The 17,726-nt window shown below is 42.1% G+C and carries 15 protein-coding genes; 6 read left to right on the top strand and 9 right to left on the bottom strand.

Translation table 11 applies throughout. From position 1 onward, the window contains the following. Positions 1-225 precede the first annotated feature (225 nt). Together L4D78_RS26115 and L4D78_RS26110 are read left to right on the top strand one after the other, a co-directional pair. Positions 226-1,956, top strand: a complete 1,731-nt coding sequence (locus tag L4D78_RS26115; protein WP_428469640.1) for an ElyC/SanA/YdcF family protein — start codon at positions 226-228, stop codon at positions 1,954-1,956. 172 nt (positions 1,957-2,128) lie between these two features. After that, positions 2,129-2,584 (top strand): hotdog fold domain-containing protein, encoded by a 456-nt coding sequence (locus L4D78_RS26110; RefSeq protein ID WP_428469639.1) that lies wholly within the window; start codon positions 2,129-2,131, stop codon positions 2,582-2,584. Between the two features lie 59 nt (positions 2,585-2,643). On the opposite strand, the gene L4D78_RS26105 is transcribed toward L4D78_RS26110, so the two are convergent. The 4 genes from L4D78_RS26105 to L4D78_RS26090 form a co-directional block, all read right to left on the bottom strand. Then, positions 2,644-4,029 (bottom strand): short-chain fatty acid transporter, encoded by a 1,386-nt coding sequence (locus L4D78_RS26105; protein ID WP_428469638.1) that lies wholly within the window; start codon positions 4,027-4,029, stop codon positions 2,644-2,646. Between the two features lie 220 nt (positions 4,030-4,249). Next, positions 4,250-4,693: a hypothetical protein gene (locus L4D78_RS26100; protein ID WP_428469637.1), complete on the bottom strand. Its 444-nt coding sequence runs from the start codon at positions 4,691-4,693 to the stop codon at positions 4,250-4,252. Positions 4,694-4,896: 203 nt separating this feature from the next. Further along, positions 4,897-5,439 (bottom strand): 3'-5' exonuclease, encoded by a 543-nt coding sequence (locus tag L4D78_RS26095; protein ID WP_428469636.1) that lies wholly within the window; start codon positions 5,437-5,439, stop codon positions 4,897-4,899. Positions 5,440-5,591: 152 nt separating this feature from the next. Beyond that, the gene (locus L4D78_RS26090; protein WP_428469641.1) at positions 5,592-6,152 is read right to left on the bottom strand and encodes a YceB family lipoprotein; all 561 of its coding nucleotides are present in this window, start codon (positions 6,150-6,152) and stop codon (positions 5,592-5,594) included. Positions 6,153-6,333: 181 nt separating this feature from the next. Between L4D78_RS26090 and L4D78_RS26085 the strand changes: the two genes are divergently transcribed. Next, complete coding sequence (locus tag L4D78_RS26085; protein WP_428469635.1) at positions 6,334-7,980, top strand: response regulator; 1,647 nt, start codon at positions 6,334-6,336, stop codon at positions 7,978-7,980. Between the two features lie 23 nt (positions 7,981-8,003). Here the strand turns inward: L4D78_RS26085 and L4D78_RS26080 are convergent, their stop codons facing one another. Beyond that, positions 8,004-8,885 carry a mechanosensitive ion channel family protein gene (locus L4D78_RS26080; protein WP_428469634.1) on the bottom strand — a complete coding sequence of 294 codons (882 nt, stop codon included), beginning with the start codon at positions 8,883-8,885 and terminating at the stop codon, positions 8,004-8,006. Between the two features lie 543 nt (positions 8,886-9,428). Here L4D78_RS26080 and L4D78_RS26075 point away from each other — a divergent pair. Next, entirely contained in the window at positions 9,429-10,931 is a 1,503-nt protein-coding gene (locus L4D78_RS26075) for a DUF1800 domain-containing protein (RefSeq protein WP_428469633.1), read from the top strand. A gap of 5 nt (positions 10,932-10,936) precedes the next feature. Then, on the top strand, positions 10,937-12,703 hold the full coding sequence (locus L4D78_RS26070; RefSeq protein ID WP_428469632.1) for a DUF1501 domain-containing protein: 1,767 nt from the start codon (positions 10,937-10,939) through the stop codon (positions 12,701-12,703). 29 nt (positions 12,704-12,732) lie between these two features. On the opposite strand, the gene L4D78_RS26065 is transcribed toward L4D78_RS26070, so the two are convergent. Together L4D78_RS26065 and L4D78_RS26060 are read right to left on the bottom strand one after the other, a co-directional pair. Further along, on the bottom strand, positions 12,733-14,160 hold the full coding sequence (locus L4D78_RS26065; protein WP_428469631.1) for a sensor histidine kinase: 1,428 nt from the start codon (positions 14,158-14,160) through the stop codon (positions 12,733-12,735). Continuing rightward, positions 14,138-14,815 (bottom strand): response regulator, encoded by a 678-nt coding sequence (locus L4D78_RS26060; protein WP_428469630.1) that lies wholly within the window; start codon positions 14,813-14,815, stop codon positions 14,138-14,140. The genes L4D78_RS26065 and L4D78_RS26060 overlap by 23 nt, the downstream gene beginning before the upstream one ends. A gap of 192 nt (positions 14,816-15,007) precedes the next feature. On the opposite strand from L4D78_RS26060, the gene L4D78_RS26055 reads away from it, so the two are divergent. Continuing rightward, on the top strand, positions 15,008-15,493 hold the full coding sequence (locus tag L4D78_RS26055; RefSeq protein ID WP_428469629.1) for a GlcG/HbpS family heme-binding protein: 486 nt from the start codon (positions 15,008-15,010) through the stop codon (positions 15,491-15,493). A 78-nt stretch (positions 15,494-15,571) separates the two neighbouring features. Here L4D78_RS26055 and L4D78_RS26050 read toward each other — a convergent pair whose 3' ends face one another. Beyond that, entirely contained in the window at positions 15,572-16,546 is a 975-nt protein-coding gene (locus tag L4D78_RS26050) for a DUF4382 domain-containing protein (RefSeq protein WP_428469628.1), read from the bottom strand. Positions 16,547-16,758: 212 nt separating this feature from the next. Next, positions 16,759-17,613, bottom strand: a complete 855-nt coding sequence (locus tag L4D78_RS26045) for an MBL fold metallo-hydrolase (RefSeq protein ID WP_428469627.1) — start codon at positions 17,611-17,613, stop codon at positions 16,759-16,761. Positions 17,614-17,726: the final 113 nt, after the last annotated feature.

Genomic DNA, 17,726 nt, shown 5'->3' with positions numbered 1-17,726 from the left:
ATTACAGCCAGCACCAAACCAACTCTGCAACTTAACAATAAACACACATTCATTAGAGAATCATTCTGTATTTCCATGAAATTTAAAATTTGATCGTCTGCACAGAAAAATAAAAGTCATATAGATATCACTTTATAACTCTCGCAAAATAAGCCCGAATCAAGTCAGGTAGGGCCCATCTGGTGATGTTCATCTAAACGTGTAGTACTCTCAGGATTTATAATAATGAAATTAAAATACGCAGCAGTTTTTGTAGCATCAGCATTAGCGATTGGTTGTAACAGCGACTCAAATACGCAAGAAGATGCAGAACTAATCATTGGGCTTGGTCTACAAGTCAATTACGAGACCTGTAATAGCCGCCTACTGCTTGAGCAACGTGTTGACCGTGCATATGCTGTTTCTCTAGAGAAAAAGAATCCATTTTTTGCATTTGCTGGTAAAGGTAATCCAGACTCTCTTGAGTCATGTTTTGAAAATGGCGAAGGGCTAACTGAAGCCCAAGCGATGAAAGATTACTTGATGGCAGAATACGGTGTCGCAGAAGATCGTATTGTGCTTGAAGAAGAATCCATTTCAACCGATACGAATGCGCAAAACCTACTCCCTATTCTTGAAGAAGTCAGCCGTACTCGTAACATTAATTTTGTTTCTGAGTCGCTAGTAACCTCGGCCTACCACAACCACCGTCAAAGCTGGCGCGATGGTACTGATAATTCATCAGTTTACTACTTCAACCGCGATTTCGGTGAAGGCTCATTTGTTGATGGCGAAAATGTTTATTCTTCGAGTGAATTAGCTGAAGAAAAAATCTGGAATAAGAGCAGTATCTTAACCTCTGCCACAGGCAGTGATCACCTAAATTCCGCACGTATCATCGGTGATGTTTCAGGTAATGGCCTTCAAGACGCGGTTAAAGTTGATTTTGCTAATGGTGATATCTTTTTAGCGACATCAACAGGCGAAGGGTTTAATGAGCCACAATTGCTATCAACAGCATTTAGCGCAACTAACCATGTTCAACTTATTGATCTAACGGGTAATGGCTTAGCTGACCTCGTTGGTATGGCTGATAATGGTGACATCTTCGTTGCACTCAATGATGGCGAGCAAGGTTTCAACAACGAAGTCCTTTGGGGTAGCGTAGGAGAGCCTGCTGAACCATCTCCAACTGCAGACGATACACACGTTAAACCTGCTGATTATAATATTGCCTTCGGTAAAGTCTTAGGTGGCGAAGCCGCTGACCTGATTGTTTTTGCTGATAACGGTACTTTCGTTGCAGCGAACCAAGGTGATAAGTTCGGTCCATTAGAATTACTTGTCGATGACTTTGGCTCATTGGATTCTGTTGATGCCGAAAGTGGCAAACAGTTTGAAGGTAACGACTCTGACTACCCACGCTTTGTTGCCGATGTAACGGGTAATGGCGCAGCAGATATCATCGCATTTGGTCACACTGAAATTTACGTTGCTGTCAACGACGGCAAAGGTAACTTCACTGAGCGCCAAACTTGGTTAAGTGATGATGCTGAAGGTAATGGTGCAAACTTCCTAGCAGGCACAGCCTATGCTGAACTTGTATTCGGTGTTGGTTGGGGTGAAGACAGCTACTGGGGTGCACAATACCCGCGCGGTGTGGCTGATGTAAACGGTAATGGTCGTGCTGATATCTGGGCAATTGGTGAGCATGGTGTTTACGTTGCATGGTCTGCTGATATCGATGCAAACGGTGAAGGCGATCACTTTGAAAACCTAAATAGCGTTTGGGTTTATGAATCGAAGTGGCGTCACAATGACGAAAATGACACGGCATACCGACAGTTCACGCCTTACCGTGGCTGGGAGCGTGGCGTTCACCCTCGTATGTTTGGTGACGTAAACGGTAACGGTCGTGCAGACCTTGTTGGTTTTGGCGAAAATGAAGTGTTTGTCGCGATTTCTGAAAACCCATAATAGAAAAGCCTAAACACATTTATTCCGAAGGGCTCTATTAAAGAGCCCTTTTTCGTATCTGTGACCAGTACTGAAAGTGGATTGAATATTCTATTTTTAACTTACATAGTGGTCAGACCAGACTATAACTTTATAAATGGTCATCACTAACCTGTAGAAAAAGGATGTTTCGATGCGCAAGAACCTCAAAATTTATAAACAGCTTACCCGCCTTCCTTTTGGCAATCGTATTTTTTCTTTTGTCGTATGCCGCTTAGCCCCTTATTTTGGCACGATTAAACCCAAAGTGACTGAGCTAAAACCCGGTTACGCTGAAGTCACCATTAAAAAACGTCGTAAAGTCACCAACCACCTCAACACTGTTCATGCCATTGCAATGTGTAATATGGCAGAGCTCGCGGGCGGTATGATGACTGATGTTTCTGTCCCGATGAAAAGCCGTTGGATACCTGTCGGTATGACCGTTGAATATTTAAAAAAAGCCAAGACGGATTTAACCGCTCAAGCCTTGGGTGACGATATTGATTGGGCAACAGAGGGAGATAAGTTAGTGCCTGTTGAAATAGTAGATAGGGATGGGAACATTGTTTTTCGAGCTGAAATTACCATGAATGTAAGGTTAGCTTAGCCGTAAAGCGCCAGAAAATAATCTGGCGCTTTACGCTTTGTCATACAGACCAGTTTATTTTAAAAGATAAGCAAACCAAGCCCAATGATCGTGCCAGATGCGAGCAGAGACACAATACAGAATCCCATAATGTCTTTAGCATTTAGTCCCGCAATACTCAGAGCGGGTAATGCCCAAAACGGCTGGATCATGTTTGTCCATGCATCTCCCCAAGCAATCGCCATGGCTGTTTTGGCTGCCGGCACACCTAGTTCAGCGCCTGCAGGCATCATAATGGGTGCTTGTACCGCCCACTGGCCACCACCGGAAGGTACGAAGAAATTAACAATGCCAGCACTAAGAAAAGTAAATAAAGGGAAAGTATGCTCATTCGAAATACTCACAAACATATCTGACATTGCCCCTGCTAATGACACGCCTTCAGGACCTTTTGCGACCATCATACCCATGATGCCGGCATAAAATGGGAACTGAAGTAATATTCCAGCAGTATTTTTGGTACCTTCAGCAACAGCTTTTAGTAAACGCTTAGGCGTACCGTGCAATAAAATAGCGGTAAATAAGAAAATGAAATTTACGATATTGAGGTTTAAAGCAAAACCATTGTTTGAAAAATAACTAACAATATAGGTAAAACCAAGCAGTGCTAGTAAGCGATTCACCCAAGGGCTCTGTTCAAGCCTTTCTGCAGGCGTAAGATCTTTTGCGTCTTTCACTTCCTCCTCTGGTTCATCCGCTAATAAATCAGGTGAAATAGTCACAACTTGATCACCAGCAGGATGCATCGCTCGGTTTAAAAGAGGAATAGTAACTAACATCACGAGCAAGATAATAAGGTTCATACTAGAAAAAAGTGTTTCGCTCGTTGCTATGGGTGCCGTAATCACCCCTGCCGTTACTGCCTCAAGATTACTGCCACTGGCGAGTGCTAGAGGTACTGAGCCCGACAGCCCTGCATGCCAAAATAAAAACCCCGTATATGCCGAAGCAATCAACAGACGATAATCAACCCCTTTTACTTTTGCCGCTAATTCTCGCGCAAAAATGGCACCAACAACCAAACCAAAACCCCAGTTTATCCAGCAGGCAATTGCCGACACAAAGGTAACGATCAAAATAGCATGGCCCGGCGTTTTGGCGGTCATAGCAAGGTATGACAGGCCACGACGAAAGACTGGCGCTGACGCCATTGCATGGCCAGTAACCACTACCAACGCCATCTGCATTGCGAAAGTTAATAGCTTCCAGAACCCGCCAGAAAATGCATCCACCATTTGCATAGGACTTTGTTGAGTAACGGGCATTGCAATTAGAAATACTGCAAACGTCAATAACGCAGCAAATAGAAAGGGATCTGGCAGGTACCGTTGTACTATCGATGTGCATACTGCCGAAAAACGCTGCAATAGCGTCGATTTCTGGTAGGAAAGCGCTTCTGTGGACATATCTTTCTCCTTGATGGTCCGCTGAATAATCGTTGTAGCCGTATTTTTATGTCTTTGAGATTGGCTAATCGATTCCAACTGAATCAGGGCTTAATTGATAGGTCTAATTTCAGGAAGTGGCTTTGCATATTTAGGAAATGGAAATGTGAGCGAAAATTTAGCGCTAAATATACTTCTAGCGCTAAAATAATGATGATTAAAAAGAAGTGCTAACACATCATTAAGCAGATTTAACAAGAGCGTCTTCAGCAGGTGGAAGCCAATGAAACATATAATCAAACAACTCTTTTTCTGTTGGGCGTTCCATTTTCCCGTGAATTAATGAGCTCATATCCAACAAATGATCAACTTTTGCCGTTGGCATATATGCCTCATGGTGGCGCCTGAATAAAGGAGAATGTTTAATATAGAAATTAGCTGCAGTCACCGCTTCTTCAAACGTATCATGCTCTGAAATTTTACGAGGACAATCCCACGTCGCACCATCGAGTACAAATACACCTATTGCGCCCGTTTCCTCGTAACTGAGTTCATCTATATATGGAACATTCCACCACTGTATAATTTCTTGATGAGCGCGGTGTTCGTTCAATTTATCGCCACAAGGAAATAGCTTTGCCGTATCCCTTTGCTTAATAGGAATACGACAGTTTGTAAAATTCATAACCAACCAATTGTACTTATAATTAATATGAAACCAGTTTATTAAATAGCAATAATTTGTCAAACAAAAAGCTAATAATTATGTTTATAAATCAAATGTTAAGGTGTTAAGGTCATAAATACTGACTTTTATATGATATAAGGGAGCAAGGTCACCTTACTCACAGTCATTATCTAGCAGGGTTACTCTGAAACAATAGAGTGTTACGAATCTGCTGGAAATAGGGTTTTGGTTAAACGTGCAAGGTTATAAGCATCATCATAGCCAGAGTGCTGGCGTCCTTCCCACTCTATCCCAGCCATTTCCATTGCAGCACGCTGACCACAGCGTTTCTTATAAACATGCCGCTGCAGGCGAAATAGCGTCGCGATATTAAGAAACTCGTTAAATGGTACTTTTACATCTTTCTCTTTACACTCATTATGCAAAATGAGGTCATCACGTCCCCAAGCAGCATAAATCTTATGTCGACCACCAAACTTTTGTTCAATCGACTTTAAAATAATGCCAAGCGGCTTGCCATTTTTTTCTATTACTTCCGGTTTAATACCCGTTAGCTCCGTACAAAACGGCGACACTTCATCACGCTCAGGTTTAACAAAGTGCTGCGCACGTCGGACAATTTCACCGCTTGCTAGATCGAGTTCGGCTACTCCGATTTCAATGATCTCTCCTGTTTTTGATTCCCGACCATCATTCCAACAGCACATTTCGAGATCAAAACAGACAATACGATTAAAATTCATTTTACTTCCGGACTTAACGCTAAAACAGGGCGTGAAGGATAGCATTTAGAGAGGCTTGATAGTAGGACTTTGCCTAAGTCATACCGTGTAGTTAGTAATTGTAATATAGAAACGAGACGACTTTATCGGCTCTATAACTTAAGAGCTACTCTTTAATCAAACAGCTCTATCACTAGCTTATTATTCTTGATAACTAAATTGGGTTCAGCTGACCTGATCAGTGCTTCCTGGACTTTAGTACTATCAAGTTTATAGACGGGTTGCTTGGACAGCGCATAACCAATCATTGAAACCGCTGGTTTTAAAAGCTTTTTTATTTCAGGGGGCAACTGTTGGCTACTACTTTCACCAAAGTGCTCTAAGCGGAGTGAATTTAGAAATACTTCCCCACTTTCTTTGTCATATTTAGGGATAGCACTAAATTCGATATCCAGTTCCAACCCCATATTTTTCATACTGAGCAGCTGTACTTGTGCACTTGTATTGGCAAAAACAGAAACACGCTCAACATCTGCTCGACCAATCCTCACTTTAAGATCTTCAACCGCAACCTGCGCATACATGACATTCTCAACCCCCACGGATTGATCCAAATTAACGGTATCTTGTAAGTATTTAGTCATCTCTTGCTCAGTGATGCTATAGCTTGCACAACCACCAATAACAAGCGCTGCAAGCGTTGGAATTAGCCTTTTAGTTAACTGGCTTATCATCGAAATTGGCTCTTCTTCATTCATGGTAAACACAAAGTTTACATGGAACATATCAAACATAATCAAGATAACCCAAATTCCTTATCTCAATTTCAAATTTTTTACTACCATTACAACACCGATATGCAACACATGTCGCATTGAGTTTTATAAATCACACCTCGTTGCGGAGTTTTTTCATATGATATCAGATAAAAAATTTTTGTTGATCGATGACTCGAGTACTGCGATATCGATTATGCGTTCGATTTTAAATACATCTGGTGTTTCTAATGAAAAAATCGATAGTACGATGGATAGTTTAAAAGCCATTCGCCTTTTAACGCAGCATAAATATGACATCGTTCTTTGCGATTATAATATGGGGCATCATATTGATGGTGGGCTTATTTTTGATGAAGTGAAGCAACGAAAGCTACTCGCAAATGATGGGGTGTTTATTTGCGTAACAGGTGACAATACACGGCAGGTTGTTACCCACTTTATCGAATTAGAACCCGATGATTATCTAATCAAGCCCTTTTCTACTGCTGTCTTTATTGAACGCATTAAGTCTGTCCTAAAACGAAAATCTGCTTTGTATTCATTGTTATTGGCGGTTGATAATAAAGAGTATGACATCGCTATTGAACATTGCATTCAATTCCACGCCTTATACCCACAATATAGAGCCTATATCGACAGAATACATGGCGACTGCTTATTACGTGCTAATCGACACAACGAAGCTAAGCTATTTTATGCCGAAGCCTGTAAAAACTATGAGCATATATGGCCTCAAATTGGTCTCGGCCAAGCATTGCAAGGACTAGGTGAATTAAAAAGTGCTGAAGCAACTTTCCAAAATATTTTAGCTAAGCACCCAAAACAGCCACTCGCCAGAAAATACTTAGCCAGTTGCATGATGACCACGAATCGAATTCCTGAGGCATTAGCACAATTCGAGCTTCTACATCAGGTCAACTCAGCTAACCCACTAAGGGAGCTGATTATTGCCAATCTATATGCCACATTACAATGCCATAAAGAAGCCGCTATCTGCTACCAACGATTTACCAATAAGGTTATTGGTACCAGTCGATTTAGCTACGGTGTAAATGTTAATACTTCTGTCTCTCTTATGCTGGCTAGTATTTACGCTGACGAAAGAAAGGTGGCAGAAGAACTCTTAAATGAAGCAAGTCATAGCCTTCATGATCAACACAGTCATAAAGAACTAGACCAAGCGAATTATGAGCGCGAGATAAGTACAATGATTAGTCTGGCCATTCTGGCTTGTATTCATGGAGAAATTGAAGATTGTTTTACGATTGTAAGTAAAATCAACTTAGACGAGAGGCCAAGTAACGACTTTTATACGGTGTTAAACGTCGCCAGAATCTATGGTTTTTGCGGCATGCCGATGCAGTATGAGCACACTATGCAGATAGCAAAAAAACTGTGTGCCGCATCGGATGATGACGTATTAGTACAGAGCCAAATAAAATTACTTGAAGCCTGCCATACCGAAGTTAACACTCGCTTAAAAACAGGCGGTGAGTTAGTTGAACGCGCTTTCTGCATGCGTGAAAATAACAAAGCAAAAGACGCAATTAAAGATGCGTACCGTGCATTTCATATGGTGCCTTATCACTACAAACTATGTTTCTTAATTTTAGAACTCACCGCTTTAGCAACACCGTCATTTTTAAAACCAGCAGAGGTAAAGTGTGTTATCACATCCTGCCACTGGGTGATTATTCACGATACTCGTCCCAGTAAAGAAGACATGAAACGCGCCGATGACCTTTATACCGTGGCATTAACCAGAATAAGGATGCAGAAATAAAGATCTACCTCTGCACTTTGTTTTTATGATACGGAATGAACCGTTGTAGATTGGTTATCCAATAATGTATTTTTCGCAAATACCTCGTGGTAAGTCTGCATAAAATCCTGGCGAATGAGTTGCTCAAGGTGTGACGCTAACTCTGTTGGGCAAAACAGCATAACATGCACAACCTGCTCCCCCGTTGCCGTCGTCGTCACTGTCACATGAGGTTCAGATCCAGGTAAGTCAACACCAGCATGTTTTTCAATCACCCCATTATAGCGGCGTGCTACATCAATGAATTCTTCGCAATGCCCTTCAATTTGCTCAACAATTTCCGGCACAATCAAGTACAAGTTCACGAATTCTTTCACTGTGATAGAAAAGTTATGGTAGACATAACGCTTCATAAAGTTGAGATTCTTGACTGGGTAGGTAAAGAACATACTATTTGGCAGCGTCGCTGTTTTTCCCGTGAAATGATACTGCCCATGGTGTAAATCAATCTCTTGAATGACTGTCGCCATCATATTGTGCTCAATAACCTCACCGCACAATGACCCGACTTCTATCCAGTCACCGATGCGGAAAGAACGAGAACTGGCACGCTGAATCGAACCTGTGAAGCAAAGAATGATTTCCTTGGAAGCAACAACTATCGCCACAGCAAGTGCGGTGAGTGATAGAGCAAACTCGCTAATTTCAGACTGCCATAAAATAAACAACGTCAGCACAATGAAAGTAAACGTGCCGTTTTTGGTTCGGGACATCCACTTTCGCTGATTCTCAGTTAAGAAAGCAACATCTCCACGAATACTCGAGATCACTAATCGTCTAACTATCAGCACCACAGCAACAATCAATGCACTCAAAATAACTTTATGCGTTATTAAAAAATCAAAAACGAGCAATAACTTGTCCACGATAGCGGATTCCTTTTCTACAACATTTATCTATGATTGATAACGGTATCAATACAGGTTATTTACTACGCAAATTTCCCATACATTTTTGAAGAGATCTAGCCCGTAATACCAAACATTTGAAATTTTAGTGGTATAAAATGATGAAATTATCGCTCTTTATACGTTATTGAATTCCACCATTTCATTTATTCAAAGCCAACTTCTCTGAACCCAAAATCACTACAAAACCAGTAACAAGCAAAAAAACGCATGGGACATGCATCAACAAGCATATCTAGAAAGTATGAAATTCAAACAAGTAATAGACTAAAAACCATTCGAAATATGACGTAATAAGCCACCAAATACCACAACAAATAAAATTTTCAGCTTAATTTTACAATAAGATCATTCCAATCAACCAATTAAACCATTTTCAATTCATTTTCATTATATTCCAGCAGGGAATCATAAGTATTAGCAATAGTTAATGTATTAATTTACCCTCCCACTGAATATGAACCACGCTGAATATGATTTTATCAAACACGAGGTTGCTCTATGGAAGGATTAACTTATCGCCAGTCATCCAGATTTTTGGATATGGCAACAATGGGAATAAAAAAAGGTGAAGTAGAAGCCTTTATGGCACTCGATAACCGAGTAAGTTGGATTGATGCACAATTAAGTGCTCCATTTGCTAATCACACCGAGCAACTCAATTATCAAGCACAACAACGAGGGACATCAACCCTGACGCAAGAAATGCGTGTGTGTGCTTGGTTTGATATTGCGTTATGGCGTGAAGACCAGCTGCGTCAGCGGATGGCTTTTGCACTCAGCCAAATTGTGGTTGTCGGCGATCGTGATGCTCAGTTAGCGCCCTACCCTGCAGAAATGGCGAATTACTATGATCTTCTCACTCAATACGCATTCAGCGATTACAAAACGCTGCTCTATCATATAACGCGATCCCCCATTATGGGTCACTTCCTAACGATGGTAGGTAACCTGCCAAAAAGTCAGACAGGAGTTAACCCTGATCAAAATTATGCCCGCGAAGTGATGCAACTCTTCTCCATCGGGCTTGAAGAGCTTAACTTGGATGGCACTAAAAAACTTGATTCAGACGGGCGACCTATCCCGACCTATGATGACCAAGACATTGAAGGTATGGCACGCATATTCACAGGGTGGTTTATGAGTGGCAGCAGCATGTCTGAGCCGATGGTCGCTTACGATGATTCCCATGACATGGATGAAAAAAATATCCTTGGAAATTATTTCCCCGCAGGGGTTGGGGCAGAGGCCGAGCTAGACCAAGTATTAGATATGTTAGTGAATCACCCAAATGCAGCGCCTTTTATTAGTACATTACTCATAAAACGCTTTGTCACATCAAACCCAAGACCTGAATATGTTGCGCGTGTGGCATCTGTATTCCGCAATACCTCGGGTGATCTCGGTGAGGTCATAAAAGCCATTTTAACCGATGATGAAGTATTAAAAGAGAATGATCTGCATGTGGCGAAGGTAAGAGAGCCTATATTGGCAATGACCTACTTCTATCGTGCTATGAATGCTTATCCAGGACAAAATGGCGACATTATCTATAACCCAATGAACTATCAAGAAACCTTTGGGCAGTATCCTTTGGGCTCCCCCTCTGTCTTTAACTTTTATTCACCAGACCATAGCCCTCAGGGTGAGTTGATGGATGCAGGATTAACTGCCCCTGAACTTGAACTGATTGACTGGACACAAATTATTAAAGTTAGCAACGTAATCTATCGTACCGTCTTAGATTATGGCCAAGACAGGAACAAAACTAACAATAAACAAGAAATGTATGTTGCCCCTGTTGATATGGAAGGTGCCGCTAATAACGAAGACAAAGCGACATTAATGAGCCTTATCCAAGACCGATTCTTACACGGCACTATGGCGCCTGAACTAGAAGAACGTATCAGCAATATTTACGACATCCATGACCGAAAATATTGGGCGGTTCCTAAAATGGTTTTCTTCGCGTTAGCTTCCCCTAGTTTCATGGTTCAGGAGTGATAAATATGAGTATATCCCGTCGACAATTTCTAAAAGGCTCAGCTATCGCATCGGTATCAACAGCCCTGCCTTTATCACTTACCTTACCCCATAACGCTTTTGCAGCAGAGAGCGGTGACTATAAAGCGATTGTTTGCCTGTTCCTTTATGGTGGTAGCGATTCATTTAATATGATTGTCCCTACGTCAGGCGCAAACTACGATAACTACAGTGCCGCTCGCCCTGACATTCACCTTACCAACGCTGAAATGCTCAATATACCTAACAGTGAATCAGGACAGCCTTTATCCATCAATGGCAGCATGCCTAATATAGCCCAGATGATGGCTGACGGAGCTGCAACTGCCGTCGTCAATGTGGGGACATTACTAGAACCCACTAATTCCGCTAATTTAAGCTCGGTAAAAAAACCGCCAAACCTTGGTGCACACAACAGACAGCAAGAAGCATGGCAAGTTGCATGGAATAACACCGAATACCATTCATATGGCTGGGCAGGCATGATGATGGACTTGTTAGCCAATGAAGCTGCGACCGTTTCTGAAAGCCTATCAATGTCTGGCAATTCATTGTTAGGAGGGCAAAACAACCAAGATCTTCGTATCAGCAGTGATGGTGTTAGGGCAATGGATGCTTTAGGCCATTCAGGCAGCCTTAATAACAATGTGACAAAAATGGTAGAGGCCCCTTACGGCTCTGAGTTCTCCCGTGCATATTTGTCTCGTCTACAAGGTGTTATTGATTTTCAAGGTGAACTCGATGCCGTCATGAATTCCTACCCAGCTGATGAGTCAATTCCGGCTGGTTACCTCGGCAATCAATGCCGTATGGTGAAGCGGATGATGCAAGCCAGCCAAGAACTCAACCACCAACGTCAGATCTTTTTCATTACTCTCGGCGGCTTTGATAACCACGGCAACCAACGTGGTAAACATGACGATCTACTCGCACAAATTGATACTGTTTTAAGCGCTTTTTACCATTCACTGGATAACGAAGGTTTACACGACAAAGTGACGACTTTTACAATGTCAGACTTCGGTAGAACCATTGAAAATAACAGTAACCGCGGAACAGATCATGGCTGGGGCAGTAATCAACTAATTCTAGGTGGTGCAGTCAACGGCGGGAAAACTTACGGTACCTACCCTGAGTTTATCCGTGATGGTATAGATGCCAATGGCAATAAATTCATCCCATCAACATCATCAGAACAATTAGCCGCAACGCTGTGTAAATGGTTTGGCCTTTCTGACACCAGTGTTGACTATATTTTCCCGAGCTTAAACCCAACCAATGAAAACCCATTTAACAGCCGCTACCTTGGGTTTTTAGGGGAGGCCTCTACACCACCAGCAGTGCCAGCTAAATTGGCCATTGCGGCCGTGGCGGCATCTGCAACACGGGTTGATCACACGCCTGAAATGGCAGTCGATGGCGACAGTGCGACTAAGTGGACGGCTCATGGGCTAGGTATTACCTATACCCTTGAACTCGCAGCCCCTGTCACTCTTAGTGAAATCAAGTGGTCACAAGCAAAAGGCGATGTTCGCCAATACTTTGTAGAGATAGCCGTTAGCACTGATGGTACAAGCTTCAGTCCTGTGTCGAGCGTTACCACACCGGGTACAACGACTGGCTTAGTTAGTTTCCCCGTTGTGGCAGAAAACGTTAAGTATGTTCGCTTAACCTGCAATGGGAATAGTGACCCAGCAGGCGGCCGTTGGGCTGGCTGGAATAACTTCCAAGAAATAGAAGTGTGGGGTGCTTAACCCCTGACTCACCCTAAATATAAGGGCCGTTAAGGCCCTTCTTTTTTGTCGCGTTTCTTATTGGGAAGGTTAAGCGTAAACGTCGCCCCTTCGCCAAGCTCAGAATCGACTTTAACCCTCGCTTTTAGCGACTCCATCATCACTTTTACCATCGCAAGCCCCAAGCCGTAGCCCGATTGTGTTCGACTTTGATCAATTCGATACAAGCGCTTAAAAATCAATTCATGATGCTCTGGCGCAATACCGACGCCATTATCACCGACACTCAAAAATACATCAGTGCCTTGAGACCCGCACGCTAAACGAATCATGCCGCCTTTAGGCGTATACTTAAAGCTATTGTCGATAAGGTTAACAATAATTTGCATCAATCGATTAGGTTCTGTTTCGACCATACAAGGTTGGAGCCCTGAGAGATCTAAATGCATTGTTCGATCTTCAGCCAACTCTTCGTACCACGATGCGACTTCAATCATCAACTGATGCAAATCTACGTTTTGATAAGAGATTGAAGATTTACTGGCTGCCTCATCATTTATTTTCATCAATGTGTTGAGCATGCCACTCACCTGCTGGGCTGACTCTGCGCAATCTGATAAGGCGCTAGTTAGCTGTTCATTTGATGGTGGGATCGTGCCAGCTAGCGTTTTTTCTGTGGTCAATATAATTCGAGAAAGTGGTGTTCTTAAATCATGGGCAATGGCATCTAACGTATTATCCATGCTTGATATAGTTGCCTGAAGGCGCCCGTGCACCAGTTCAAGGCTATGATTGAGAACCGCCAAACTATTTGTTGCCTCTATTTTATCATGATCATTCACCGATGCTGGAGCCGCTGACCATTCATTCGCTTGATCTAACGTTTTCGCTAACCGGTGGATTGGCGATAATGTTGATGCCAGCAAACGCCAAACGGTCAATGAGATGATCCCGCAAAGCAGTGCCAATGCACCCACCATGATCGACCACTGAATAAATAGCGAATGCAAACGCGGATGCACATTTAAGATCAACCAAAAGTCTTGCTGTTGACTATTTAACTTCAACGTTAAATAGTGCGGCTCCGTCAGCAACTGATACCAGCTGCGCTTATCAAGCTGGTAATACTCGAACGCAATATCGATATTATCCTGCTTAGCACCTGCAATATACTGCGGGATAGCTTCCTCGTTTTTGCTGAGGACGACAGCGGTAATGGCATTTTCGATTAATCGGTCAGGGTTACCTTCGAGTACATGTATCAGCTTATCATCTGACTCATATTTCAAAATCCGCTGATATTCTTCACCCATCGAATTGAGCAGTTTTTTATCAACACCATCCAGAGAGTAAACCTGCATCAGGCCTATACCGAGTAGGATTATGACAAAGCATAACGTTACAGTGGCAACGAAGCGGCCAAACAACCACCGTTGAGCTAAACGAGTTGATTGTTCAGCTCTCATACTTAAGGACATAACCTACCCCGCGTATGGTGTGGATCAGAGGTTGTGCGAAGCCTTTATCTACCTGTGCCCTCAAGCGGCAGACCAAAACATCCACCACATTGGTTTGCGGGTTAAACTGGTAACCCCATATCTTTTCTAAAATAATGGTTTTCGAGAACACCCGTTCTGGTTGCTGTATTAACAGCTGTAGTAAATCAAACTCCCGTTGTTTAAGGGTAATTTCTTTTTCCTGACGAAAGAGCTTGCGAGTAAGTAAATCTAGCTTGAGATCATTATAAATCAGCTGGTTTTGGCTATTGGTAGGCATCTGGCGACGAAGCAAGGTTTGGCAACGAGCAGCAAGCTCAGCAAAAGCAAATGGCTTCACAAGGTAATCATCGGCCCCCGACTGCAAGCCTTGTACTTTCTCTTCAACCAAATGGCGAGCACTCAAAATAATAATAGGAACTTGGTAACCTTCACCACGTAAGCGACGCAACACATCCATGCCGTCCCACGTTGGTAACATTAGGTCTAAGATAACTAAGTCAAACTCATCCTGCGTGGCTAATTCATAACCCTGCTTGCCATCATCGATACAGCTAACATTAAATCCCATTTCCTCAAAACCTTGTTTAAGGAAGCCGCTGATATGGCTGTCATCTTCGATCACTAAAATATTCATCTTGCATCCTGCTTACGACCACTCCTTTTGATTATTCTACATGATGACAACATTTCACTTCATTACAAACATGTAATGTTTCGACAAGGTTGCTGTAATTCTCGGCGGATATTGTTATCTCATCGCAACAACGAATGTAATTCAAAGAATCAATACAACAACCTAATTATTGAAACCGATTAAGGAAAGATCATGAAATTGAATATTGTACTTGCCGCAACACTACTAGCCGCTTCAAGCTCTGTATTGGCAGACGACAAAGTCTCGACAATTACCCAGCTATCATCGGCGACGGCCTTCGAGTTAGCCAATGCAGCTGTAGGCCAGTGCGCCAAAGATAGCTATAACGTATCTGCAACGGTAGTCGATGTTTCTGGCCGAGTACAAGCCCAGCTTCGTTATGATAATGCTAGCCCACACACACTAGAGAGCTCACGCCAAAAAGCCTTTACTGCCGTGAGCATGAAACAACCAACAGCCAACCTAATGAAGCTAGTCGCCGAAAAACCATTGATGGATCCTCTACGAGATATGGACGACAACTTGCTGTTCCTTGCTGGCGGCCTACCCGTTGAATATAAAGGCCAGATTGTAGGCGCAATTGGTGTCGGTGGCGCACCAGGCGGCCACCTTGATGTTATTTGTGCAGAAGCGGCGATTAAAACAGTGATGAAGTAAGACAGGAGTAATCAATAGTATGAATACAACAAAGCCCAGCATTCGCTGGGCTTTGGTTTTACAAGAACATTAAAGATGCTAGATGATCTCTTTAAAATCGAAGATTTTCTCTTGCATCTTATCTAAGATAATTTCAAAGCGCTGGTTTTCTGGGTTCGCGATTTGAATTTCTCCATCATATTGAATTGGATCATCCAATTCAGCATTACAAGTAAATGCAACGGTATAGTTACCTGCTGGAATATAGCCAAATGCATAGTCACCATTTTCATTCGCTGAAACTGATGCATAAGGGAAAACGGCATTTTCGGGTAAAACCGTATCTTGATCGTAATCAGGGTCATGAATATCGACATTATCAATTAACGGCTCACCATCATGCCCATGATCTTCATATAAATAAACAAAGTTACCGCTGTTAGCATCACAATCAATGCCAGCAGAGAATAAAGCAGGATCGACATTTCCCCACAAAGAAGCAGCAGCACTGTTATCTATAATCGTAATACCATGAGGCTTCAGGTTATAGCCATTATTATTACTATTACTATTACTATTTCCACGTTCCACTAATGACTTACGTAAATCAAATTCGATGGTAAAGCTTTGTACTGTTTCAGTATCAACGTCAAAACCGCCAAGTTTTAATTTATTACTTGGGATTTTTAGATTATGGGTTCCATTATCTTCAACCCAGTTCATGTTGCCTGATTTGGTGTGGATGATCATTTCTTTGTAACTACCAACCGGAATCTCTTCCTCGGTAATAATGAGTGCAGCATCAGTACCTTGATAGTCTAACAAATCAATCTGTTGATAATCATTACCTTGATCGTCAGTATCGACGTCAATGATATAAGATTTACCATTTTCATGCTTTAATTCAATTTTATCGAAGGCAACAACGACTTCAGAAGCTGAATCTACTGGTGCATCTGAAACACTGAATGAAACTTTAGCCGTTTGCGGTGTATTCTCGTCTGAGCTACTGCCACCACAGGCAGAAAGCAACACTGCTGTTGCTAATATCGGTAATGATTTATAAAAGGTCATGATAATCTCCATTTCTGGAGCAACTTTACAGTGTTTCTTTTATCACCTTCAATATCCCAGATTAATACTGACATAAAACTAACATTTAATATGGAACCTATTCTATTAAATCAATTTTTAATATTGCCTAGATATAAATACAAATAAGCACTTATTTACCCACAAACAAAGACGAGTAAATAAATGACACGTCATACCATGTTAAATTAGTCTCATCTTTTTAATGAGTTAACTGAAGGAATTTTAAAGTAATCATTCGGTAATTGCCCAGCCCGAATATTTACTTGAACAGAGGGATAAAGCAATTTAGGTACATTTAGCTGGGCATCACGTTGGGTACGAAATGCAACAAACTCGTCTTTCGGCATTGTGCTAGGAATATGTACATTCTGTTTTTTACTCTCAGACACTGTTGCTTGGTACCTAAGCTCCCGGCCACCAGGTTGATAGTCATGACACATCCATAAAATAGTCTCATTCGGTAATTGATATAACAGCGAAATGCTGTCATATAGCTGCTCTGCATTACCTCCTGGAAAATCACACCTTGCTGAGCCAAAATCTGGCATAAATATGGTGTCACCAACAAAGGCATTGCCCTCAATAAGGTAAGTAACACTATCACTCGTGTGCCCAGGGGTCGAAAGTACCTTTCCGGCTAAGTGACCGAATGAAAACACCTCATGATCAGCGAAACGATGATCAAAGCCATCATGCCCAGCACTAAATAAATCATCCCCTAGATCAAGACTAGTCTTAAAGTATTTTTGAACCTGATCAATACCTTGTCCAACACCGATTTTCCCACCCAGACATTTTTTCAAATAGCTTGCTGCTGATAAGTGATCAGCATGGGCATGGGTTTCTAAAATCCAAACGATTGTCAGGTCATTAGCCTCGATAAAATCAACTAGTTGATCGGCAAATTCAGCACTAACTTCACCTGAGCTGAAATCAAAATCTAGGGCGCTATCAATAACAATACAGTGACCACCTTCCTGATCGAAAACCACATAACTAATTGTCGATGTCGAAGTATGATAAAACGCTTGAATATGAGCCGCCATAAGTTCACCTTCGTAAGATTAGTAACCGTTGCAATGCTAAGTGTAGTTGGCAATGCGCTTAACCATCCCCCACAGCCTCCTCTTTACCAAGGTCCTCTCGATGAGGCTTTTAA

The organism is Photobacterium minamisatsumaniensis (assembly GCF_050336695.1).
Lineage (GTDB): Bacteria > Pseudomonadota > Gammaproteobacteria > Enterobacterales > Vibrionaceae > Photobacterium > Photobacterium minamisatsumaniensis.
Note: the sequence above shows the minus strand (reverse complement) of the source record. Positions and strands in the feature narration are given on the sequence as shown.